The organism is Streptomyces sp. NBC_01268 (assembly GCF_036240795.1).
GTDB lineage: Bacteria > Actinomycetota > Actinomycetes > Streptomycetales > Streptomycetaceae > Streptomyces.
In genome coordinates this window covers 681,858-705,622 of the sequence record NZ_CP108454.1, presented here as the reverse complement: position 1 = coordinate 705,622, position 23,765 = coordinate 681,858, and the positions used below count along the sequence as shown (strand labels likewise).

18 protein-coding genes are annotated in these 23,765 nt (G+C 73.3%); 8 read left to right on the top strand and 10 right to left on the bottom strand.

The genetic code is table 11. The features are described from left to right. Position 1: 1 nt before the first annotated feature. The 4 genes from OG309_RS02975 to OG309_RS02960 all read right to left on the bottom strand — a co-directional run bounded on the left by OG309_RS02975 (position 2) and on the right by OG309_RS02960 (position 4,595). Entirely contained in the window at positions 2-1,348 is a 1,347-nt protein-coding gene (locus OG309_RS02975; RefSeq protein WP_329418123.1) for an AMP-binding protein, read from the bottom strand. 189 nt (positions 1,349-1,537) lie between these two features. Then, on the bottom strand, positions 1,538-2,338 hold the full coding sequence (locus tag OG309_RS02970; protein WP_329418122.1) for an endonuclease I family protein: 801 nt from the start codon (positions 2,336-2,338) through the stop codon (positions 1,538-1,540). A gap of 95 nt (positions 2,339-2,433) precedes the next feature. Continuing rightward, positions 2,434-3,960, bottom strand: coding sequence for a hydrolase (locus OG309_RS02965; protein ID WP_329418121.1), 1,527 nt, complete (start codon positions 3,958-3,960; stop codon positions 2,434-2,436). Between the two features lie 179 nt (positions 3,961-4,139). Continuing rightward, positions 4,140-4,595 (bottom strand): Lrp/AsnC family transcriptional regulator, encoded by a 456-nt coding sequence (locus OG309_RS02960; protein ID WP_132918258.1) that lies wholly within the window; start codon positions 4,593-4,595, stop codon positions 4,140-4,142. A 110-nt stretch (positions 4,596-4,705) separates the two neighbouring features. Between OG309_RS02960 and OG309_RS02955 the strand changes: the two genes are divergently transcribed. Then, entirely contained in the window at positions 4,706-5,749 is a 1,044-nt protein-coding gene (locus OG309_RS02955; RefSeq protein WP_329418120.1) for an asparaginase, read from the top strand. A gap of 218 nt (positions 5,750-5,967) precedes the next feature. Next, entirely contained in the window at positions 5,968-7,389 is a 1,422-nt protein-coding gene (locus OG309_RS02950) for an aspartate ammonia-lyase (protein WP_329418119.1), read from the top strand. Between the two features lie 10 nt (positions 7,390-7,399). Here the strand turns inward: OG309_RS02950 and OG309_RS02945 are convergent, their stop codons facing one another. Next, positions 7,400-8,047 (bottom strand): NADPH-dependent F420 reductase, encoded by a 648-nt coding sequence (locus tag OG309_RS02945; RefSeq protein ID WP_329418118.1) that lies wholly within the window; start codon positions 8,045-8,047, stop codon positions 7,400-7,402. A gap of 162 nt (positions 8,048-8,209) precedes the next feature. On the opposite strand from OG309_RS02945, the gene OG309_RS02940 reads away from it, so the two are divergent. Then, a complete protein-coding gene (locus OG309_RS02940) occupies positions 8,210-8,803 on the top strand; it encodes a DUF6197 family protein (protein ID WP_329418117.1) in 594 nt (197 codons plus the stop codon). Positions 8,804-8,814: 11 nt separating this feature from the next. Here the strand turns inward: OG309_RS02940 and OG309_RS02935 are convergent, their stop codons facing one another. Further along, positions 8,815-10,134 carry a serine hydrolase domain-containing protein gene (locus OG309_RS02935; protein WP_329418116.1) on the bottom strand — a complete coding sequence of 440 codons (1,320 nt, stop codon included), beginning with the start codon at positions 10,132-10,134 and terminating at the stop codon, positions 8,815-8,817. Between the two features lie 211 nt (positions 10,135-10,345). Between OG309_RS02935 and OG309_RS02930 the strand changes: the two genes are divergently transcribed. Next, positions 10,346-11,623 carry a phosphoribosyltransferase family protein gene (locus OG309_RS02930; protein ID WP_329428098.1) on the top strand — a complete coding sequence of 426 codons (1,278 nt, stop codon included), beginning with the start codon at positions 10,346-10,348 and terminating at the stop codon, positions 11,621-11,623. Between the two features lie 27 nt (positions 11,624-11,650). Here the strand turns inward: OG309_RS02930 and OG309_RS02925 are convergent, their stop codons facing one another. Both OG309_RS02925 and OG309_RS02920 read right to left on the bottom strand, forming a co-directional pair. Next, positions 11,651-12,235 (bottom strand): TetR/AcrR family transcriptional regulator, encoded by a 585-nt coding sequence (locus OG309_RS02925; protein WP_329418115.1) that lies wholly within the window; start codon positions 12,233-12,235, stop codon positions 11,651-11,653. 48 nt (positions 12,236-12,283) lie between these two features. Then, positions 12,284-12,988 (bottom strand): TioE family transcriptional regulator, encoded by a 705-nt coding sequence (locus tag OG309_RS02920; protein ID WP_329418114.1) that lies wholly within the window; start codon positions 12,986-12,988, stop codon positions 12,284-12,286. Between the two features lie 101 nt (positions 12,989-13,089). On the opposite strand from OG309_RS02920, the gene OG309_RS02915 reads away from it, so the two are divergent. Both OG309_RS02915 and OG309_RS02910 read left to right on the top strand, forming a co-directional pair. Beyond that, positions 13,090-14,259, top strand: coding sequence for an erythromycin esterase family protein (locus OG309_RS02915; RefSeq protein ID WP_329418113.1), 1,170 nt, complete (start codon positions 13,090-13,092; stop codon positions 14,257-14,259). A gap of 314 nt (positions 14,260-14,573) precedes the next feature. Then, entirely contained in the window at positions 14,574-16,883 is a 2,310-nt protein-coding gene (locus OG309_RS02910; protein WP_329418111.1) for a glycosyl hydrolase family 18 protein, read from the top strand. 13 nt (positions 16,884-16,896) lie between these two features. On the opposite strand, the gene OG309_RS02905 is transcribed toward OG309_RS02910, so the two are convergent. Beyond that, positions 16,897-17,307, bottom strand: a complete 411-nt coding sequence (locus OG309_RS02905; protein WP_329418109.1) for a VOC family protein — start codon at positions 17,305-17,307, stop codon at positions 16,897-16,899. Positions 17,308-17,351: 44 nt separating this feature from the next. Continuing rightward, entirely contained in the window at positions 17,352-20,123 is a 2,772-nt protein-coding gene (locus OG309_RS02900; RefSeq protein ID WP_329418107.1) for a SpoIIE family protein phosphatase, read from the bottom strand. 210 nt (positions 20,124-20,333) lie between these two features. Between OG309_RS02900 and OG309_RS02895 the strand changes: the two genes are divergently transcribed. Together OG309_RS02895 and helR are read left to right on the top strand one after the other, a co-directional pair. After that, complete coding sequence (locus OG309_RS02895; protein WP_329418106.1) at positions 20,334-21,398, top strand: enoyl-CoA hydratase/isomerase family protein; 1,065 nt, start codon at positions 20,334-20,336, stop codon at positions 21,396-21,398. Positions 21,399-21,584: 186 nt separating this feature from the next. Further along, positions 21,585-23,753 carry an RNA polymerase recycling motor ATPase HelR gene (gene helR, locus OG309_RS02890; RefSeq protein WP_329418104.1) on the top strand — a complete coding sequence of 723 codons (2,169 nt, stop codon included), beginning with the start codon at positions 21,585-21,587 and terminating at the stop codon, positions 23,751-23,753. Positions 23,754-23,765: the final 12 nt, after the last annotated feature.

Below are 23,765 nucleotides of genomic sequence, written 5' to 3'. Positions count from 1 at the left end.
GTCACCCTTCCCGGGCCGGCACCCCCGTGACGCGACCCGTCACCAGCAGGGTGCCGTCCGGGGTGCGGCGGGCGAGGGCGCCCGTGCGGAGGTAGCCGTGCCGGGTGAAGGCGAGGGCGTCGTGGTCGGGGGCGCGGTAGGAGCCGCGGGGGGTGTACGGGCCCCGGACGAGGAGGTGTCCAGGGGTGCCGTCGGGCACGTCCGCGTCATGGGTGTCGACGAGGCGGACCTGGTCGTCGGGGGAGAGCGGGCGGCCGTGCGAGGCCGGCGCGCCCTCGGCGGGGCGGGTGAGGGCGAGGACGCCTTCGGGCAGGTCGAAGACCTGTTGCAGGCGGCACGCACGTGCGGAGGCGAGGCGCTCCGCGGCCGGGCCGGGCAGAAGAGCGCCGCCGATCTGCAGGAGGCGCAGGCTGCTCAGCTCGGCGGGGCAGGGCGCGGGACGGGCGTCGAGCCAGCTTTCCGCGACGGCCGAGGACACCGACGTGACGGTCACGCGCTCGCGCGCGATGACCGGCAGGCACTCCGCCGGGTCCGGGGTACCGGCCAGGACGACGGTGCCGCCCGCGGTGAGCGTGCCGAGGATGCCGGGGCAGCCGAAGGCGAAGTTGGACGCGGCGGGCAGCGCGGCGAGGTACACGTCGTCCTCGGTGAGCGACACCTGCTCGGCGGCGGCCCGCGCCTGATAGGCGTAGTCGTTGTGCGTGCGCGGGACGAGACGGTCCCCGGAGGGCAGGAGCAGCGCCACCTGGTCGGCGCTCTGCGCGAGCGCCGGCTCGGGCGGGGCGTCGATGGAGCCGAGCGGGCTGTAGTGGCAGCCCGCCGGGTCGGTCGTCAGGCCGCCGTACGGGGAGCCCGCGCCCGGCGGCTCGTACGTGAACACCCGGCGCAGGAAGGGGCCCTGGGTGGCGATCCCCGCGGCCATGGCCGTGTGGTCGAAGCCGTCGTGCACCGACGGGCCGATGTAGCCGACGGCCTGGGTGAGGTGGACCAGGTGGGACACCTCGGGCATGCGGTGCGTCATCGGGCAGAGGACGGGGACGGCCCCGGCGCGCAGCAGCGCGAACACGCTGACGACGAACTCCGGCACGTTCGGCAGCTGCACGACGACCCGCTGCCCGCGCCGCAGCCCGCGCAGCCGGAAGCCGGCGGCCATCCGGTCCGCGCGCCGGTTCAGGGCCGCGTACGTGAGGCGGGTGTCCCCGTGGACGAGCGCCGTGCGCGGGCCGTGGTCCAGGGCCCAGCCGCGCAACAGGTTGTCGAGCGTGTTGCCTTGCCAGTGCCCGGCCGCCCAGTAGTGGTCGACGAATTCCTCGGGCCAGGGCTTGCAGCCGTCAAGCAGGGAGGTCATGTGCTTCCTTCGGTGCCGGTCCCTCGACCGGGCGCGTGGACACGTGCTGACCTCGGCATTTCAGGCTGGTGTCGCCCGTGGGGGCAATGCGCGTTCCCGACCATGGATGCCGGGATCCCTCGGCGGAACGTCCAACCGGCGCACGCCGGGCCGTCGTACGGCCCGGCGTGCCTCCGTTCCGCTCGGTGCCTACCAGATCGCCTCGACCCACTCCGGGTGGTCGATGAACGGGTTCCGGTTGCCCTGGTAGCTGTTGAAGATGACGTCGTTGCGACGCTCCTCGAACGCGCTCGGCGGGTCCTGCTCGTTCCACTGCTTCAGGACCGACAGGCGGCCCATGAACGGGACGCTGCCGTTCGTCGTCGACTCGTTGGGCTCCAGGTCCGCCCACGCGTCGTCGCCCTCGTAGCGGACGGCCATGTAGAGGATCATGCGGGCCACGTCGCCCTTGTCCGCGTCGCGCGGTTCGAACGAGTTGCTGTCCGTGTAGCTGCCCGGCGCGCCGCTGACCGCGGTGCCGCCGTTGTCGAAGTCCTTGTTGCCGCGCGTGCTGTTGACCTGGACGTCCGCCGCGCGCAGGTGGTGCAGGTCGGTGCCCGGACCGGCCGAGGTGCCGAAGTTGCCGTGCGACTGGGCCCACACGTGCTCGCGGTTCCAGTCGCCCACATCGCCGCCGTTGAGGGTCTTGCTGCGCGAGGTGCCGCTGTAGAGCAGGATCACGTTGGCGGTGTTGTTGGGGTCCTGGTCCGTGACCTTGAGCGCGTTCCAGACCGCGTCGTACGAGATCTTGCTCTGGCTGCTGATGATGGTGTGCAGCGAGGACTTCAGGCTCGTGCCGGACTTGCCGACCGCGTTCTTGTAGTACGTGGCGTCGTACGCGGTGGTCGTGGCGCTCGCGGGGGTCGCGGTGAGCGTGGGGAGCGTGAGGCCGACGACGGCGGCGGACAGCGCTGCCCACACCTTCCATCTGCCTATGGACGCGACGGACATGGGGGTCCTCCTGAGGGGGGTGGGGGTGGGGTGGTGGCGTGCGTATCGCGGCGGTGCGTGGTGCGGGGTGACGCTGCGCGTGCGCGGGTGGTGGGTCAGCCCACGGTCAGCGCGGTGTCGTCGATGACGAAGGAGGTCTGGAGGGTCGAGCCCTCCGCGCCGGTGAACTTCAGCGTGACCGTCTGGCCCGCGTACGCGGCCAGGTCGAAGGAGCGCTGGACGTAGCCGCTCGACGCGTTGAGGTTCGAGTAGGTCGCGAGCGTGGACAGCACCGTGCCGCCGCTGTTCAGGACCTGGACCTTGAGCGTGTCGTACGCGGTGGTCGTGGTGGTCTCGGCCGTGTCGATGCGCGTGTGGAAGCCGAACGTGGCGGTCGTGCAGCCCGCGGGGATCGCCACCGTCTGGGAGAGGGTGTCGGTGTGGGCGGAGCCGTAGCCGCTCAGCCACGCCTTGTACGCGCCGGTACGGGCCGGGCGCCCGGTGTCGTTCGTGATGACGCCGGCCGAGCCGGTCCAGGAGGTGTCGCCCGACTCGAAGCCCGGGTTGGCCAGCAGCTGGCCGGCGGTGCAGGTGCCGCCCCCGCCCCCGCCGCCCCCGCCGGTGGTCGCCTTCGAGAGCCAGTCGGTGGCGTTCAGGGCGAGCGCCGCGTTCGTGCCGGCGGTGTCGTTCCAGCCGTCGTACAGGGTGTTGCCGGACTGGCCGGTGCCGTCGTCGATCGGCGAGCTGTCGCCCCACACGGCGACGCGCCCGCTGCCGAAGGTGCTCGTCGCGAAGAACGCGCCGGTGTTGCCCGAGTAGCCGGTGCGGTAGACGAGGCCCTTGACGCTGGGGTTGTCGGCCGGCTTGAGGGTGGCCGTGGTGCCGCTGCGGATGATGCTGCCCGTCACCTTGCCGAAGGTGCCGTTCAGGACGGGGTCGGCGGTGTCGGCGATCGCACGCGGGTTGTCCGTCTGCACCGTTCCGGTGTCGAGCGTGAAGCCGAACGGGTCGGTGTTGTCGACGCCGTTGTCGGCCATCAGATCGTTGATGATCTCCAGCGCGTCCCAGCCGTCGTTGTTGCGGTCGGCGTCCGCGTGGTCGGAGACCAGGAACAGACCGCCGCCGTTCTGGACGAACTTCATCACCGCGGTCTTCTCGCTCGCGCTGAGCCGCACGTTGGGCTCGGGCAGCACGAAGGTGTCGAAGTTCTGCAGGTCGGTGGCGGCCGTGGTGCCGTAGGTGATGGTGCCGCCCGAAGGCAGCGTCTTGAGCGCGTACCGGCCGGTCCGCTGCAGCGCCACGCCCCAGGCCGAGATGGCCCCGGTCCAGTCCTTCTCGGTCGCGGGCGAGGCGTTCTGGGTGAGCGGGTCGGGCTGGCCGGTGCCGATGATCCAGTCGGCGTTTCCGGCGGTCTCCGCCTTGGAGTTGTCGAACAGGACGCGCAGGGGCGCGGCGGCCGTCGCGGTCTCCTGCGGCACGGCGGTGCCCACCGCGGTGGCCGCCGTCGCGGGGGCGGCAGCGCCGGCGACGAGGGCGCCGAGCGCGCCGACGGCGGTCAGGGCGGCGAGGCGTGCGGTCGCGGGGCGGTGCGGGGTGGTGCGGTGCGTCGCGGTGTGGCGGGTGGACCTTCTGAGTCCGAGCATCCGTCAGACCTCCGTGAGGGGAAGGGGCGATGTGGCGGAAAGGCGGTGCGGGCGCCCACTCTGCGCGCGTAGAACGTCGGGGATCGGACGCCCAGATCACGCGCGGTTGAACCGTACATGACCAGATCCCGCCTATGGAATGCCTTGCTCCGCCCGGAGATTGACGTTCCGGCCGCGGATCAGCGCTCGACCGGGAGGCCCCTGGGCTCCTTGACCCGCTTCATGATGATCTGGGAGTTCACCTCCGTGACCCCGACCAGCGTCGTCAGTCGTTCGATCCACAGGCGCTCGTACGCGGCGAGGTCCGCGACCGCGATCCGCAGCAGGCATCCGGGGCTGCCGAAGAGGCGGTACGCCTCGATGACGTCCGGGATGTCCTGCAGCGCCTCCTCGAAGGCCTCGACCGTCTCCCGGTCCCGCTTCACCTCGACCGAGACCAGGACCTCGAAGCTCCGGCCGACGGCCGCCGGGTCGATGACGGCCCGGTACCCCTGGATCACGCCGTCCTGTTCCAGCTGGCGGACCCTGCGCATGCAGGGGGAGGGGCTGAGGCCGATGCGCTGGGCCAGCTCCTGGTTGCTCAGGCGGCCGTCCTCCTGGAGCTCGCGCAAGATGTGGAGATCGATTCTGTCCATGGCGCAATTATCCGCCACGGAGTTCATGATTCCGGGTTGGAATCGCAATCGTCTTGCGTGCTCATTGGCCTATCGTTGCGGCGTACTGTGAGGGAAAAGGATGTACGGGTATGAAATGGACGCGCGACGCCAGGCCTCGCCGCATCGTGGTGATCAGCACCGGCGGCACCATCGCGAGCCGCTGGACGGGCAGCGGCTATGCCGCCGACGCCTCCGGTGACGACGTCGTCGCCACCGCGGCCGTGCCCGACGGCGTGAACGTCGAGGTCCTCGACCTGTTCAACGTCAACAGCTCCCGGATGACCACCGACCGCCAGCTGGGTCTGCTGCGCGCCGTCCGCGAGACGCTCGCCGACCCCGGTGTCGACGGCATCGTGGTCACCCACGGCACCGACACCCTCGAGGAGTCGGCCTTCTTCCTGGACCTGCACCACTCCGACCCGCGCACCGTGGTCTTCACCGGTGCCCAGCGGCCCTTCGGCACGGGCGACGGCGACGGTCCCGGGAACCTCTACGACGCGCTCCAGGTCGCCGCCACCGTGCACGGCCTCGGCGTCCTCGTCGTCTTCGACGGCCTGGTCCACGCCGCCCGCGGCACGGTCAAGACCAAGACCCTCGCCTCCGACCCCTTCGCCGACCCCTCCGGCGAGCGGGTGGGCCGGCTCGGCTTCGGCCAGGTCGACATCGAGCGCGAGCCCGTGCGGCCGGCGCCCCTGCCCGCGCCCGCCGCCGGGGCGGCCGCCGTGCCCCGCGTCGACATCGTGATGCACCACTCCGACGGGGACCCGGTGCTCCTGAACGCGTCGGTCGCGGCCGGGGCGCGCGGTGTCGTCCTCGTCGGCACCGGCGCCGGGAACGCCACTCCCGAGATAGCCGCGGCCGTCGCCGACGCCGTCTCCCAGGGCGTCCTCGTCGTCCTGTCCACGCGGGTCGCCTCCGGTCCGGTCGCCGAGGTCTACACGGGCGGCGGGGCCGTCGACCTGGCCGCCGCCGGTGCGGTTCTCGCCGGGACGCTGCGGCCCGGTCAGGCGCGGATCGCGCTGCTGGCCGCCCTGCTGGCCGAGGTGCCGTCCGCCGAGCGACGGGTGTCCCTGCTCCGGACCCTGCTCGAAGGGCCCGTGCGGTCCGAGCCCGCTTTGGCCGCCGCGCACTGACCTCGCACCGGCTCGCCCACCGGCGCCTCCACCGGTGGTCCGACGGGGGCCGGTGCCTCCGCGGGGGTGGGGGTGTCCGGACTGCGACCTTCACTTCGCTGCGCTCGTTCCGGGCGCCGCCACGTCCGGACACCCCCACCCCCACCCCCGCTCCGGCACCGGCCCCCTCCCGCCGTCGTCCGCTCTCCCTCCACCACGCGTAAGGTCCCGCCATCGTGATGCCCGTTCCGTCGTCCGTTCGTCGTGAGCATGATCTGCTCGGTGACCGGGATGTCCCCGCCGACGCGTACTGGGGGGTGCACACCCTGCGCGCCCGGGAGAACTTCGCCATCACCGGCGTTCCGATCTCCGTCTACCCGCAGCTCATCGACGCGCTGGCCGCCGTCAAGGAGGCCGCCGCCCTCGCCAACGAGGAGCTCGGCCTGCTCCCCGCGGAGAAGGCCGGCGCCATCGTCGCCGCCTGCCGGGAGATCCGCGGCGGCGCGCTGCACGAGGAGTTCGTCGTCGACGTCGTCCAGGGCGGGGCCGGCACCTCGACCAACATGAACGCCAACGAGGTCGTCGCCAACCGTGCTCTGGAGCTCCTCGGGCACGGCAAGGGCGAGTACGCGCACCTGCATCCCCATGAGGACGTCAACCTCGGGCAGTCCACCAACGACGTCTACCCGACCGCCATCCGCATCGCCGCCATCGGCGCCGCCCGCGAGCTGTTGGTCGCCATGGCCGTGCTCCAGGACGCCTTCGCCGAGAAGGCCGTCGAGTTCGGCGGCGTGGTCAAGATGGGGCGGACCCAGCTCCAGGACGCGGTGCCCATGACGCTGGGCCAGGAGTTCTCCACGTACGCGGTGATGCTGGAGGAGGACCGGGCGCGGCTGGCCGAGGCGATCGAGCTCATCCACGAGATCAACCTCGGTGCCACCGCCATCGGTACCGGGCTCAACGCTGCCCCCGGCTATGCCGAGACCGCCCGGCGTCACCTGGCGGAGCTGACCGGGCTGCCCCTGGTCACCTCGGCCAACCTGGTGGAGGCCACCCAGGACTGCGGCGCCTTCGTGCAGCTCTCCGGGGTGCTCAAGCGGATCGCCGTGAAGCTCTCCAAGACCTGCAACGACCTGCGGCTGCTGTCCTCCGGGCCGCGCGCGGGGTTCGGCGAGATCAACCTGCCGGCCGTGCAGGCCGGTTCCAGCATCATGCCGGGCAAGGTCAACCCGGTCATCCCCGAGGTCGTCAACCAGGTCGCCTTCGAGGTGATCGGCAACGACATGACCATCACGATGGCGGCGGAGGGCGGTCAGCTCCAGCTCAACGCCTTCGAGCCGGTCATCTTCCACGCGCTGTCGAAGAGCATGATCTCGCTGCGGGCGGCCTGCCTCACGCTGGCCGAGCGCTGTGTCACCGGCATCACCGCCAACGTCGAGACCCTGCGCGCGAGCGTCGAGAACTCCATCGGCCTCGCCACCGCCCTCAACCCGCACCTGGGCTACAGCGCGGCCACGGCGATCGCCCAGGAGGCACTGATCACCGGCCGCTCGGTCGCGGAGCTCACCCTGGAGAAGGGGCTGCTCCCGCCCGAGCGGCTCGCCGAGCTCCTCACCACCGAGCACCTCACGGGTACCTCCGGCGGCGTGCTGGAGCTCTGACCCGGGGCCGTCAGGCCTTCAGGATCCCGAAGTTGAAGTCCGCCGTGCCCAGGGTGCCCATCAGGCGCAGCCACAGCGGCAGCAGCAGCTCGGTGCCCCGGGCGCCCGACAGGTCGCCGAGGTCCACGATCCGGGCGTCCGGCCAGCCGAAGGACTTCAGGAGGCCGGTGACGGCCTCCTTGGCGGCCGCGTCGTCGCCGCACACGAAGACGACGTGGTCACCGGGGACCCGGGCGGGGTCCACCATCACCGTGTTCGTCATGGTGTTCAGGGTCTTCACGACCCGCGCGTCCGGGAAGGTGCGCTGGATCTGCTCGGCCAGGCTGCCGCCGTCCGGGGTCGCCACCTTCGGCGGGAAGCCCTCCGAGAAGTCCAGCGGGTTCGACACGTCGACGAGCACCTTCCCCGCCAGGTTCTCCGCGCCCGCCGCCTCCAGCGCGGCCAGCGACACCATGCCGCCGGTGGCGTTCACCACCAGCTCCGCCCCGGCCGCCGCCGCGGCGAACGTGCCGTGTGCCGCGTCGTGTTCCGCTGCCCAGGCCGTCGCACCCTCGTGGTCGGCGGACCTGGAGCCGAGCGTCACCTGGTGACCGAGCGCGACCAGCTTGGTCGCGAGCTGCCGGCCCACGTCACCGGTGCCGAGTACGGCGATCTTCATCTTGCTGTGCTCCTTCGTGCTGTGCGGTGAACTCGTGTCAGACCGTATGCCCTTGTGAGGGCGGTATGGGGGCCTCCGGTGCGCGGACTCCGGTCGTGTACTCAAGAAAAGGTGGGGCAAAGCCGACATTCGTATGAGTATCCGTACGAATGGGAGTGCTGTATGCAGACCGTCGCTACTCCGGACGCCCTCGACCGGGAGGCCGCCGCCCTCCTCGACACCGCCGCCTGGCAGGAGATCGTGGCGCGCTGGCCCGACACCCCGCCGGTGCGGGAGGAGGCCGGCGACTGGCGGCTGCTGCTGTCCGTCCCGGTGGACCGGCTCGTCGCCGACGCCCTCGACGCGCTGCCGCCCGCCCCGCCCGCCGAACGGCCGCTCCCGGGCAGGCTCGGCGCGATCCTGCCCGACCGGCTGCACGTCTGGCGCCGGATCGGCAGCCCCGACGTGCGGCCCTCGGTCCATCTCGCCCACGCCCGGCGGGTCCTGACCGAATGGGGCTGGCAGAACACCCCGTACAAGCTGCGCGACGTCCGTGGCGCACGGTGTGTCTGCGGCGCCATGCTCGCCGCCCACCGGCTCGGATACGGCAGCGCCCCCACCATGAACGAGGCGGGGGCGTGGATGCTCGAAGAGCTCCGCTCGCGCGGCTGGACCGAGCTCATCGGCCCCTGGAACCGCGCCCCGGGCCGTACCGCGGCGGACGCGCTCGCCCTGGTGGACGCCACGATCCGCCGCGCGGCCCGGGTGGGCCGTTAGTCACCCGGCGTTCAGGGCACCGGGAGCACGTCGACCAGCGGCGGCAGCTCCTGGGCCGCCGGGGCGGCGCTCCACAGCCCCTGCGGGGCCGGGGCGCCGCTCAGCGCGCCGTCCACATAGGCGGCCATCGCCGGTGTGATCGGGTCCGGCAGCTGCTGTCCCTGCTCGTCGAATCGCTGGTACTTCATCAGGTTGTACGCGAGGGAGACCTGGCGGTTTCCGTCCTCCGTGGCGAGCGACCAGGTGCCCGCCCCGAACACCGCGCCGTCGTGGCCCCAGTACCAGTTGCCGCTCGGCATCCTGAGCGTGTAGATCCCGAGGCCGTACCGCATCAGGGCCTCCTCACCCGGCGCCGTGTCGTACCCCGGGACCGTCGTCTTCATCTCCCGCAGCGCCGCCGGGCCGAGCAGCCTGCCGCCGAGCAGCTTGCGGTAGAAGGTGTTGAGGTCGTCGGTGGTCGACACCATCGCACCGGCCGTGCTCGCCCACGACATGTCGTACGTGCTGTAGTCGCGCGGCGGGTCGATCATGCCGAAGAACGACTCGTACATCGCCGCGTGCGGGCCCTTGAGGGAGGGCGAGGACGGGTAGTAGGTGTGCCGCAGACCCGCCGGGCGGATCACATGGCGGGTGATGTACGCCTCGGCGTCCTGCCCGGTGACCCTCTCCAGGATCAGGCCGGCCAGGATGTAGTTGGTGTTGGCGTAGCCGAACTTGCCGCGCTCCTGCACCGGCGGGGCCGCGAGGCCGAGCCGGGCCAGCTCCTCGGGCTCGATGTGCCGCAGCCGGTTGCGGTCGAGCGTGGCGCCCGGGTCCTCCAGGATGCCGGGGAAGGCCGGCAGCACGTAGTCGGCGATGCCGCTCGTGTGGTTGAGCAGCATCCGCACGGTGACCTTCTCGCCGCGCTCGCCGGTGACGAGGCCGGGGAGGTAGCGCCCGACGGGCGCGTCCAGGTCGATCCGGCCGCGCTCCACCTGCTGGAGGATCGCCACGGACGTGAAGCTCTTGCTGATGCTGCCGATCCGGTGCTCGAAGTCCGGCGCCATCGGGCGCCCGGTGGCCGTGTCGGCGACGCCCGTGGCGCCCCGCCACCGCTCGGCACCGCTCCGGACCGAGGTGAACGCCCCGTACATCCCGGCGTCGCGGAAGGCGTCGAGCGACGCGCGCAGCGCCTCGCGGTCCAGGGCGGGCGTGTGGCGGGCCGCCGCCGCGGCCCGCGGAGCTGTGGCGGTGTCGGCCGCCTGGGCCGGCAGCACCCCCAGGGACAGGGTCAGCAGTGCGGTCGCGGCCACGGCCGCCGTCCGCGCCGGGTGCGTCACGCGTAAACGCATGGAAAGAGGTCCCCTCCGTCGTTCGGTCCGCACCCGGGATCCGGGGCGCGGACCGTCCATCCTCGCCGCCCCACGCCGGGGCCGCGTCCGCCCCCGGGACGATCACGATCATCGGAGCGCATGACGCCGAAAGGGCTAGCCTGGGTGTATGGGCGGGGCTCTGACCAGGCTGTTCCTCCGCGAAGACGCGGACCAGGAAGGCGGGCAGGACATGTACTTCACCGACCGCACCGACGCCGGCAGGCAGCTCGCCGCCCGGCTCACCGGCCTCAAGGGGCAGGACGTGGTCGTCCTGGGGCTGCCCCGCGGGGGAGTGCCCGTCGCCGCCCAGGTCGCCGACGCCCTCGACGCGCCCCTCGACATCTGCCTCGTACGGAAACTCGGCGTCCCCTACCAGCCGGAGCTCGCCATGGGGGCGATCGGCGAGGACGGCGTCCGGGTCCTCAACGACCGGGTCCTCGCCGACGCCGGTGTCTCCGCCGCCGCGCTCGCCGAGGTCGAGACCCGCGAGCGGGCCGTCCTGGAGGAGCGGGCCGGGCGCTACCGGGCGGCCCGCGGCTCCGCCGACCCGAGGGGCCGCACCGCCGTCGTCGTGGACGACGGCCTCGCCACCGGCGCCACCGCGCTCGCCGCCTGCCGGGTGGTACGGGCACGGGGCGCCGTCCGGATCGTGCTCGCCGTACCGGTGGCGCCGCACGACTGGACCGCGCGGGTCGCGGGCGCGGCGGACGAGACGTACAGCGTGCGCGAGCCCGAGCCGTTCTACGCGATCGGGCAGTTCTACGACGACTTCTCGCAGACCACGGACGAGGAGGTCGTGGCCTGCCTGCTGACCCGCCGCGAGGGGCGCGTCGGACGTGCCGAGGCGACCGAGGTGCGGATCCCGCTCGGCGGCGCCGAGGTCGGCGGGCGGCTCACCCTGCCCGAACGGGCCACCGGGATCGTGTTGTTCGCGCACGGCAGCGGCAGCAGCCGGCACAGCCCGCGCAACCTGGCCGTCGCCGACACCCTCGGCCGGGCCGGCCTCGGCACCCTCCTCTTCGACCTGCTCACCGAGGCCGAGGCGGCCGACCGCGCCAACGTCTTCGACACCCCGCTGCTCGCCCACCGCCTGCGTCAGGCGGATCACTGGCTGACCGGCCGGTTCGGCGCCGGCGCCCTGAGCACCGGCTACTTCGGGGCCAGTACGGGTGCCGCGGCCGCCCTGTGGGCCGCCGCCGAGCCGGACAGCCGAGTCGCGGCGATCGTCTCGCGGGGCGGGCGCCCCGACCTCGCGGACGAGCGGCTGCCCGACGTGACGGCGCCCACGCTGCTGATCGTCGGCGGCGCGGACCCCCTGGTCCTCGACCTCAACGAGCGGGCGCAGCGCCGCCTGCGCTGCGAGCACCGGCTCGTCACCGTGCCCGGCGCGGGGCATCTCTTCGAGGAGCCCGGGACGTTGGAACGGGTGGGCGAGCTGGCGGCGGCCTGGTTCGCCCGACGACTGTGAGCCCGGGAGCCGCCGCGCGCCCCGGACTCAGTCCCCGGAGCCGCCGACGACGCGGTCGACGGCCGCCGTGATCAAGGCGTCGCGCTCCTCCTCCGAGAAGACGTCGGGGAGCGTGAGCTGTTCGACGATCAGCCAGTTGAAGGCCAGCATCAGCAGCTTGACGGCGGTTCCGTCGCCGGGCAGCCCCGACGCCTCGTGGTAGGCCACGTTGGCCTCGACGTCGGCGCGGACCCGCTGGGTGAGCACCTGACGCAGCTCCGGGCGCCGGGTCGCCTCCAGGCGCAGCTCCAGGAGGGCCAGGTAGCCGGTGCGGAAGCCGCTGACCCGGCCGACGAGCTCCTTCATGAGCACCTTGTACGTGTCGAGGTCGGGGCTCGCCGCCCGCTGCCGCTCGATGGTCGCCTCGTCCGGCTGGAGCCGTTCGTAGACGCGGGCGCCCGCCTGGGTGAGCAGGTCGTCGCGGTTGGCGAAGTAGTTGGACGCGGTGCCGGGGGGCACGGCGGCCTCGGTGTCGACCGCGCGGAAGGTGAGGCCCCTGGCCCCCTCCCGGGCGAGCACCTCGATGGCGGCGTCGACGAGCGCCGCCCGGCGCTCGGGGTTGCTGCGGGCCACCGGCGTCACTCCTGCTTTCTCGGCCTTGCTGGTACTCCGGGGAGAGTACTACGCCTGGAGTGGAAGGAGTTCCAGATAGCGGCCGAGTCGCGCTGCAGCGTCCAGCATGGTGAGCCGGCGCGCCGTGAGGCGTTCCTCCCAGCCCTCCAGCGCGGCGGCGAGCGCCTGGGTGCCGCCCGCCGTGCGGATCTGCCGGATCACCTCGGCGATCCGGTCCAGTGGGTAGCCGCCGCGCCGCAGGAGGTGCGCCAGCTCGGCGTCCCGGACGTCCTCCGCCCCGTACGCGCGGTGGCCGGTGGCCGGGTCCCGCGCGGGGGTGAGGATCCCGGCGGCCTCCCAGTTGCGCAGGGTCGCCCGGGTGAGGCGGAGCCGGTGTGCGAGCTCGCCGACGGTGCGGGCTCCGGTGGCGGCCCCGGGGTGCTCGGGCGGGTGCTCCAGGAGGTGTTCCACCGCGCCGCGCACCGCGTCCAGGGTCTCCCGGTCGCGGAGCGACTGGGCGTGGCCGCGGTCCAGGGCGGTCAGGGCGGCGTCGAGCGCGCCCGCGTGCAGCGCGTTCATGATCTGGCCACCGGTGGCGTGCCCGTACGCCCGGACGAGGGCGAGATAGGCGTCCAGCGCCGCCGCGTGCGCCTCCGTGTAGACCCGGTAGCCGCTGGGCGTGCGCGTGGCGGGCGGGAGGCATCCGGCGGCCTCGTAGTTGCGGACCGCCTGGGTCGAGAGGCCGTGCCGGCGGGCCAGGTCGGTGGGGCGCACGATCCTCCTCGATTGGAGACTTCGGGACGGTCTGAGTCCTTGTTGTAAGGGTTCGACTTCGCAAAGTCTCAACCGGGCTTTCAAGGATACGGTGGAGGTTCATGAGCCACGACCTCCATGACTTCGTCACCCCCTCCTGCGCCCTGCTGGGGCTCGGTGAACCGAGCCACCAGGAACCCGCCTTCGGCCGGGTGCGCAACGCCCTTCTCGCCCGGCTCGCCGACCGCGGCTTCAGGTCCGTCGCCCTGGAGACCGACCGGTTGGCCGCGCTCCGCGTCGACGACTACGTCCAGGGAGGCCCGGGAAGCCTCGACTCCGTCCTGGCCGAAGGCTTCTCGCACGGCTTCGGGGCCCTGGCCCCCCACCGCGAGCTCGTCGCCTGGATGCGGGACCACAACGCCGGGCGCCCGGCGGCCGAACGGCTGGCCTTCCACGGGTTCGACACCCCGTCCGAGAACTACAGCGCCCCCAGCCCCCGCGCGGCCCTGGAGCACGTCCTCGACTACCTCGGCCTCGCCCCCGGCCTCGGCGGCACCTTGGCCGGGCTGCTCGGCGAGGACGAGCGCTGGAGCCGCCAGGAGGCCGTCCTGGACGCCGCGCAGTCGCCCGGCGCGACCGCCGCGGCCGAGAAGGCTCGGGCCCTCGCCGACGACCTGGTCACCACCCTCCACTCGCGCGCGCCCGAGCTGATCGCGGCGACCTCGCTCACCGCCTGGCGGCGCGCCAGGACGCACCTCACCGCCGGGATCGGCCTGCTGCGCTACCACCGGCAATGCGCCGAGCCCGGCGCCACCGGCGCGCGCGTCACCCGCCTGCTCGCCACCCGGGACGCGCTCATGGCCGAGAACCTCCTCGCGATCCGGGAGGCCGAGGAGCTGAGGGGCCCGACGGTCGTCCTCGCCCACAACCTGCATCTGCGGCGCACCCCGAGCGCCTGGAGCGCGGGCGAGATCGGCGCGACCTGGACCTGCGCGGGCGGGATCGTCGGGGCGCTCCTGGGGGACCGGTACGTGTGCGTCGCCGGGAGCGTGGGTCGCAGCGAGGCCCTCGGGCTCGCGGACCCCGAGCCGGACACGTACGAAGGCTTCCTCCAGGACCGTGTCGACGCCTGGGGGCCGGTCCTCCGCGCCGACGAGGTGGGCGGCGGGCGCGAGCGGACCGGCGCCGAACCGGCCAAGGGCTACTTCCCGCTCGACCGGGCGACCCTCGACGGCTTCGACGCGGTCCTGCACGTCCCCGACGCCGGGGCCGTCGCCGCGCCCGTGGCCTGACGGGCGCTCGTCGGGCAACCGGCCGCCCCCGCGATAGGGGCGGCCGGGCCGTGCGGACACGGTCCTGCGTGGAACGGCGGTGCCGAGCCGGGGGCGGGGCCGGCCCACACCGGCACTGTCCCCGACCCGCCTCCACGGTGGAGTAGACCACTGGGCGACGTCAAGCGTCCCGCACCGCGTTGACGCAATGGTCCGTACCAACTACGTTGCCGTTGGCTCCCGTTCGGCGGTCCCACAACCGCAAGGCCGTACCCGAGCCCCACACGGTCCCGCGACGCGCTCCCGTTCCCCTCACCCGCGTCCAGGGAGACCCGATGGAAACAGACCGGAGAAGCCGCCGCAGACGGCCGCACCACGGCAGAGGACTCCTGGTCCTGCTCGCCGCGCTCCTCCTCCCGATCGCCGCGCTCGCCGGCCCGGCAGCCACCCCCGCGCACGCCGCCGGCGCCCTCACCGCCGGCTTCACCTCGGAGAACAACGGCAGCTGGTGGCGCGGCATCCTCGTCATCCGCAACGGCACCACCACCCCCGTGGTCGGCTGGACCCTGGAGTTCGACCTGCCCACGGGCGTGAGCATCAGCTCCCACTACAACGGCGAGGCCACCGTCACCGGACGCCACGTCACCGTCCGCAACGCCCACTACAACGGCACCGTCGCGGCGGGCGGCTCCACCGAGCCGTACAGCTACTGGTTCGTCGCCACCGGCCCGCAGTCCGCACCCACCGGCTGCACCGTCAACGGCGGCAAGTGCGACGGCAGCCCGGACGTTCCGCCCACCGCGCCCGGCACCCCGCGCGCCACCGCCGTCACCGTGCGGACCGTGAGCCTCGACTGGACGGCCGCCACGCCCGGCGACCACACCGTCACCGGCTACGAGGTCCTCTCCAAGGGCGCCGTCGTCGCCACCGCGACCTCCACCTCGGCCACCGTCGCAGGCCTGGCCCCGGCCACCGCGTACACCCTCACCGTCCGCGCCAAGGACACCCGCGGCAACACCGGACCCGAGAGCCCGCCCCTCACCGTCACCACCGTGGACCCGGCGAGCGACCCGAACCCGCCCACCGCGCCCGCCGCCCTGCGCTCCACCGCCACCACCGCCTCCAGCGTGAGCCTCGCCTGGAACGCGTCCGCCGACGACAAGGGCGTGGTCGGCTACGACGTCTACCGCGACGGCACCCTCGTCCGCACGGTCCAGGGCACCGCCACGACGGCCACCGTCAGCGGCCTCGGCCCGGCCAACCGGTACACCTTCACCGTCCGCGCCCGCGACGCCGCCGACAACGCCTCGCCGCCGTCGAACGCCCTCGCCGTCACCACCGCCGACCTGGCCCAGGGGCGCCACCTCAAGGTCGGCTACTTCGCCCAGTGGGGCATCTACGGGCGCCAGTACTTCGTGAAGAACCTCGACACCTCCGGCGCCGCCGCCTCCCTCGACGTCGTCAACTACTCCTTCGAGAACATCGACCCCGTCAACCTCACCTGCCTCGCCGGAGTCACCAAGGGCGTCGGCTCCGACCCGCAGGACCCCGACCAGGGCAAAGGCGCGGGCGACGCCGACGCCGACTACGCCCGGCCGTTCAGCGCCGCCCAGTCCGTCGACGGGGTCGCCGACGACGGCTGGGGCAAGCTGCGCGGCAACTTCAACCAGCTGAAGAAGCTCAAGGCCAAGTACCCGAACCTCAAGGTGGTCGTCTCCCTCGGCGGCTGGACCTACTCCACGTACTTCTCCGACGTCGCCGCCACCGAGGCCTCCCGGCAGAAGTTCGTCCGCTCCTGCATCGACGTGTGGATCAAGGGCAATCTGCCCGTCTACAACGGCGCGGGCGGCGAGGGCGTGGCCGCGGGCGTCTTCGACGGCATCGACCTCGACTGGGAGTGGCCCGGCTCGCCCGACGGGCACCCCGGCAACCACTACGGGCCGCAGGACAAGGCGAACAACGCCGCCCTGGTCGCCGAGTTCCGCAAGCAGCTCGACGAACTCGGCGGTGAGCACCGCCTGCTGACCGCGTTCACCCCCGCCGACCCGGTCAAGATCGGGCAGGGCTGGGACCTCGGCACGGCGGCCACCGCCCTCGACTACGCCATGGTCCAGGGGTACGACTTCCACGGCGCCGGCAGCGACAACTCCTGGGAGCCGAACCGCACCGGTCACCAGGCCAACCTGTACACCGACGCCCAGGACCCCTACGGCTTCCACTTCAGCGTCGACGAGGCGATCAAGCCCTACCTCGCCGCCGGGTTCAACCCCCGCAAGCTCACCATCGGGATCCCCTTCTACGGCCGCGGCTGGCAGGGCGTCACCGACGGCGGCGCCACCGGCGAATGGCAGAGCGCGACCGGGGCCGCCCCCGGACAGTTCGCCGAGGAGGCCGGCGTACGCGGCTACGCCAACCTGCTCGCCTCGGTCCCCGGTCTCACCGTCCGCCACGACGAACAGTCCGGTGCCACCTACGGCTACACCGGCGCCGGCGGCCAGTGGTGGAGCTTCGACGACGCCTGGTCCATCGGACGCAAGACGGCCTACCTGAAGTCCAAGGGCCTGCTCGGGGTCTTCATCTGGGAGATGTCGGGCGACACCCCCGACGGCACCCTGATGACCGCCCTGCGCACCGGACTCGGCTGACCCGCCGGGCGGGTCAGGGCTCCGTGACGACGAGCTCCACCTCGAAACCGTCCGCGTTCTCCAGATAGGCCGCACAGGTCTGTTCCCCGCCGGCGTGCGGATGCCGGTCGGGGAACAGCAGCCGCCAGCCGCCCCGGACCGCCTCCTCGACGAGCCGGTCGAACTCCGGCCGCGTCGCCACATGGAACGCCAGATGGTTCAGGCCCGGCCGCAGCCGGTCGTGCGCGTCCGCGCTGAGCGCCGGCGACTCCTCCACGACCAGGTACGTGGGACCCAGCCGCCAGCTCCGGCCCCCCTCCCAGCTCTGGAACGGCACGTAACCGAGCGAACCGAGCAACGGCCCGAACGAGGCGGCCGCACGGCCGATGTCGGGCACCCAGAGCTCGACGTGGTGCAGGGTTCCGGTGGCGACGGGGCCGGTCACGTGTTCCTCCAGGGGAGCGGGGTCGGGCCGACCGTACCCCGCCCTCACCAGGCCAGGTCCTCCAGGGCGTCCGGGTCGAACAGCGGAGCCGCCGCCTCACCGCCGGGCTGCTCCGGGGCGATCGGCAGCTCGGCCCAGATGGTCTTGCCGCGGCGCGCGTAACGCGTGCCCCAGCGCTGCGCGAACTGGGCCACCAGGAACAGGCCCCGGCCGCCCTCGTCCGTGTCCGTCGCGTGCCGCAGGTGCGGCGAGGTGCTGCTCCCGTCGGACACCTCGCAGATCAGCGCCCGGTCGTACACCAGCCGCACCCGCACCGGCGCCTTGCCGTACCGGATCGCGTTGGTGATCAGCTCGCTGAGGACCAGCTCCGCCGTGAACCCGACCTCCTCCAGACCCCACGCGGCGAGCCGCGCCGCGGCCTGGTTGCGGACCGGGCCCACCGCCGACGGATCGCCCGGCACCTCCCACTCGGCGATCCGGTCCGCCGGGATCCGCCGGGCGCTCGCCACGAGCAGCGCGATGTCGTCCGACGGCACCGGGAACAGCATCGCCGCGAGCACGTCCGCGCAGGTCTGCTCGGCGGAGCGGTCCGGCCGCGACAGGGTCTTCCGCAACAGCGCGAGACCGGTGTCGAAGTCCCGCGCGCGGTCCTCCAGGAGACCGTCCGTGAACATCACCAGCTTGCTGCCCGGTTCGAGCCGCAGCCGGGCCGACTCGAACGGGCGCTCCCCGAGACCGAGCCCCAGCGGCAGCCCGGCAGGAAGCGCGGGGAACTCCACACTGCCGTCGGGCCGGACCAGCGCGGGCCCCGGATGCCCGGCGCTCGACATCGTGCAGGCGCCGGTGGTCGGGTCGTAGATCACGTACAGACAGGTCGCGCCCGTGCTGCCCTCCGCGGTGCCGTCGCCGTCCGGCTCCCGGCCGTCCTGCGGCCCGGACTCGTTCTCCTCGCCGAGCCGGTCGATCAGCTCGTCGAGATGCCCCAGCAGCTCATCCGGCGGCAGGTCCAGCGTCGAGAAGTTGGCCACCGCCGTCCGCAGCCGCCCCATCGTCGCCGCCGCGTGCACCCCGTGCCCCACCACGTCCCCCACCACCAGCGCCACCCGCGCACCCGGCAGCGGGATCACGTCGAACCAGTCGCCGCCCACCCCGGCCGTCGCCGGCAGATAGCGGTGCGCGACCGCCACCGCGCTCTGGTCGGGCAGCACCCGCGGCAGCAGGCTCCGCTGCAGCGCCACCGCCATCGTGTGCTCCCGCGTGAACCGGCGCGCGTTGTCGATCGCGAGCGCCGCCCGGGCCGCCAGCTCCTCCGCGAACGACAGGTCCTCCTCGCCGAACGGCTCCGGGGTGTCCGCGGCCCGCCAGAAGTTCGCCATCCCCAGTACCACCCCGCGCGCCAGCAGCGGCACCGTGAGCAGCGAGTGCAGCCCGTACGTCAACGCCTGCGCCGCGCCCTCCGGGTCCTGCTCCCGCCAGCCCTGGGCCGCCGCCAGATCCGCCTGGAGCACCGCACGCCCCTCGTCCAGGGCCGACGCCATCGGCGTGCTCGGCACCACGAAGCGGATCAGGTCGCCCACCGGCTGCAGCGGCGACTCGCCCCGGATCCCGGTCAGCGCGGTCCGCCGCATCTCCGTGAACGCCCCCGAAGGCTCCTCGCCCCGCACCACCGGGTCCAGCAGCTCCACCGTCACGTAGTCGGCGAACCGCGGCACCGCCACCTCCGACAGCTCCTCCGCCGTCCGCACCACGTCCAGCGTCGTCCCGATCCGCGTCCCCGCCTCGTACAGCAGCCGCAGCCGGCCCCGCGCGACCTCGGCGCGGCCGGTGAGCGCGGCCAGCTCGGTCGTGTCGCGCATGGTCATGACGCAACCGCCGTCGGCCGCGCCGTTCCCGGTCGGGCGGACGTTCACCGCCAGCAGCCGGTCCCCGGCGGGGTGCACCTCGTCCGTCGCCGCCTCCCCGGACAGCAGCAGCGCCGCCGTACGGGGTTCGAGACCGAGTTCGGAGACATGGCTCCGCTCGGCGTCCTCGGGCAGCTTGAGGAGGCGCCGGGCCTCGTCGTTGGCGAGCAGCAGCCGCCCGTCGGCCCCGACGATCACCACACCCTCCTTCACCGAGTGCAGCACCGCCTCGTGGTGCTCCTTCAGCCGGGTCATCTCGGCCGGGCCCAGACCGTGCGTCTGGCGCCGCAGCCGGGCGCTCACCAGACCGGCGCCGCCCACCGCGATCGCCAGTCCGCCCGCCGCGGCGCCCAGCAGCACCGGCAACCGGCCCTGCACGGCGTTCCCGACGGTCTCCACCTCGACGCCGCTGGTCACCATGCCGACCACGGTCCCGTCGGCGTCGCGGACCGGTACCACCGCCCGCACCGCGTCGTGCGGGGCCCCGTGGAAGATCTCCGTGAACGACTCCCCGGCGCGGGCCCTCCCGATGTCCCCCTGCGCCCGCTGTCCGATGAGGCTCGGATCGGAGTCGGTGTACCGGGCCCCCTCCGGGGAGAGCACCGCGACGAAGTCGACGCCGGAGCCGCGCCGGGCGGCCTCCGCGCGAGGCTGCAGGACCGAGGTGGGATCGGGGGACCGGAGCGCTTCGGCGAGCCCCGGCGCGTGCGCGAAGGCCTCGGCCACGGCCAGCGAGCGGTTGCGGGCCTCGCGCTCGCTGTCGTACCGCCCCTGCAGGACGAGCGCCAGCGCCGCCGCCGCGATGATCAGCAACGCGATGAGCGCCTGCAGGGCGAAGACCTGGCCCGCTACGCTCCGCAGCCCCGTGGGCCGCCCCTTGGGGCCGCCGGCGGACCGCTCAGCGCCTCCCGTCACGGTGCGCTCCTTCCCGCCCTTTCCATGGGGCGCCACCTTCCATGCTGCCCCCGCTGTGACCGGCAGGGGAAACGGGACGGGTCCGGCGGCCCTGTGCGCGGGCCGGGCGGGCCGTTACGGTGGGTGGAAGATCGTTTCTCCCGGCGGCGTACCGGCCACCCGGCGGGACCGATCGGCCACCGCCCGTCACCGGCAGGAAGCAGCGACACCATGTCCCACGGCACCGCCGACCCCCGTGAGCCGGACGTGCTCGTGCACACCGAGGGCCGCGCAGGCCTCCTCACCCTCAACCGGCCCCGGGCGATCAACGCCCTCACCCACGCCATGGTCCGCGCCGTCGACGACGCCCTCACCGCCTGGGAACACGACCCCGCCGTCGAGACCGTCGTCATCCGCGGCGCCGGGGAGCGCGGACTGTGCGCCGGCGGGGACATCCGGGCCATCCACGACGACGCCCGCGCCGGCGGCACCGCCACGCCCGCCTTCTGGCGCGACGAGTACCGGCTCAACGCCCGGATCGCCCGTTACCCCAAGCCGTACGTGGCCTTCATGGACGGCATCGTGATGGGGGGCGGCGTCGGCGTCTCCGCACACGGGTCGGTGCGGATCGTCACCGAACGCTCCCGGGTCGCCATGCCCGAGACCGGCATCGGCTTCGTCCCCGACGTCGGCGGCACCCACCTCCTCGGCCGGGCACCGGGCGAGCTGGGCACCCACCTCGCCCTCACCGGCACGCAGGCGGGCGCCGCCGACGCGATCCTGGCCGGACTGGCCGACCACTTCGTCCCCGCCGCCGCCCTCCCGGAGCTCGCCGCCGCGCTCACCCGGCTCCCCGCCGCCGAGGCCGTCGCCCGCTTCGCCCGCCCCGTACCGCCCGGCGAGCTCGCCGCCCGGCGCTCCTGGATCGACGCCTGCTACGCCGCCGACACCGTCGAGGACATCGTGGAGCGCCTCTCCGACTCCGGGGTGCCCGAGGCCAAGGAGGCGGCCACCGTGCTGCTCGGCCGCTCGCCCACGGCCCTCAAGGCCACCCTGGAGGCGGTCCGCCGTGCCCGTCGGCTCGACTCCCTGGAGGCCGCCCTGAACATGGAGTACCGCCTCTCCTGCGCGGCGCTCGCCTCGCCCGACCTCGTCGAGGGCATCCGCGCCCAGGTCGTCGACAAGGACCGCGACCCGCACTGGGCCCCGGCCACCCTCGCCGAGGTCACGGAGGAGGACACCGCCCGCTGGTTCGCGCCGCGCGCGGCCGGTGAACTGGGCCTGCCGGCGCACTGACGCCGATCCGGGCCGAGATCCGGGCACGACCGGGGCGGACATCCGGGCAAAAGGAAAGGCAAGGAGGTGAAAGCTCTCCTTGCCACTCTCAACTTATAGCGCACAGGGGGGCTTGCGGCAAGGCCCCCTGTGCACCGCAGAATCGCCCATCGAGGCCAGGACCTGCGGAAATGGGAGATCCACTCAGTGCAAGCGTCGTCGTCCGTCCATGACCACCCCCTGAACACCAGCGCGTTCGCCCTTCCCGAGAACCTGTCGGCCAAGGCCGACCCGGAGCTCGTCGCCACCGACGAGCGGCACTTCGCCGCCGTCGCACGAAGCCTCGACGAGTCGATCGCCGAACTGTCCGACAGCCTCGACGAACTCCGCAAGGCGCCCGGCGGCCTGGGGCGGGAGGCGATGGACCGGGACGCCGAGATCCACCGGCTCACCGCCCGGCTGCGCGCCCTGCGCCGCTTCGGCCTCGACCTGTGCCTCGGCCGGATCGTCACCGCCGACGACGCCGAACCCGTGTACGTGGGCCGCCTCGGCCTCACCGACGCCGAGGGCCGCAGGCTCCTCATCGACTGGCGCTCGCCCGCCGCCGAGCCGTTCTTCGCCGCCACCCACGCCAACCCCATGGGCCTGGCCAGCCGCCGCCGGTACCGCTGGACCGGCGGCCGGATCGCCGACTACTGGGACGAGGTGTTCACGGCGGACGGCTTCGAGGGACACGCCGCCCTCGACGACCAGTCCGCGTTCATCGCCAGCCTCGGCGGCAACCGCTCGTCCCGCATGCGCGACGTGCTCGGCACCATCCAGGCCGACCAGGACGCCATCATCCGCGCCGGGTCCCGCGGCGCCCTCGTCGTCGACGGCGGCCCCGGCACCGGCAAGACCGTCGTCGCCCTGCACCGGTCCGCCTACCTCCTCTACTCCGACCCGCGCCTGGGCCACCGCAGGGGCGGCGTCCTCTTCGTCGGCCCGCACCAGCCCTACCTCAACTACGTCTCCGACGTCCTGCCCAGCCTCGGCGAGGAGGGCGTACGCACCTGCACCCTGCGCGACCTGGTCGTCGAGGGAGCCACCGCGCCGCCCGAGAGCGACCCGGAGGTGGCCCGCCTGAAGGCGTCCGCGGAGCTCGTGAAGGCCGTCGAGAAGGCCGTCCGCTTCTACGAGGAGCCGCCCACCGAGGGCCTGCGGGTCTCGACCGACTGGTCCGACATCTGGCTCGGCGCCGGCGACTGGGCCGAGGCGTTCGAGGCCGCGGGGCGGGGCACGCCGCACAACGAGGCCCGCGAGCAGATCTGGGACGAGCTCGTCTCCATCCTCCTGGACAAGCTGGACGAGGACGTCCCCGAGGAGCTGTTCCGCAAGGCGCTCCGGGCCGACCGGGAGCTCGTCGACACCCTCGACCGGGCCTGGCCGATGCTGGAGGCCGCCGACGTCGTCGGGGACCTGTGGTCGGTCCCCGCCTATCTGCGCCTGTGCGCGCCCTGGCTCACCCCCGACGAGGTCCGCACCCTGCGCCGCGCCGACGCCCAGGCCTGGACCGTCTCCGACCTCCCGTTCCTGGACGCGGCCCGGCAGCGGCTCGGCGACCCGAAGTCCTCGCTGCGCAAGCGTCGGCACGACGCCGCCGTGGCCGCCGAACGCGAGCGCATGGCCGGGGTCATCGACAACATCCTCGCCGCGGACGACGACGGCGAGGGCGCGGTGACCATGCTGAACGGGCGGGACCTGCGGGACAGCCTGATCGACGAGAGCGCCCTGCCCGGCGCCGAAGCGGACCGGCTGGCCGGACCGTTCGCGCACATCGTGGTCGACGAGGCCCAGGAACTGACCGACGCCGAGTGGCAGATGCTGCTGCTCCGCTGCCCCTCCGGCAGCTTCACCCTGGTCGGCGACCGCGCCCAGGCGCGGCACGGCTTCACCGAGAGCTGGCAGGAGCGGCTGGAGCGGATCGGCCTCGACCGGATCACGATGGCCTCCCTGAGCATCAACTACCGCACGCCGGAAGAGGTCATGACGGAGGCCGAGCCGGTGATCCGGGCCGCGCTGCCCGACGCCAACGTGCCGACCTCCGTGCGCAGCAGCGGGATCCCCGTCGTCCACGGCTCCGTCTCGGAACGCGACGCGATCCTCGATGCCTGGCTCGCCGCCCACGCCGACGGGATCGCCTGCGTCATCGGCGACCCCGCCTTCGAGGCGACGTCCCGGGTCCGGTCGCTCACCCCGACGCTGTCGAAGGGGCTCGAGTTCGACCTGGTCGTCCTCGTCGACCCGGACGCCTTCGGCGAGGGGGTGGAGGGCGCCGTCGACCGCTACGTGGCGATGACCCGGGCCACCCGGCAGCTGGTCGTCCTGACGAGCTGATCCGTACGGACC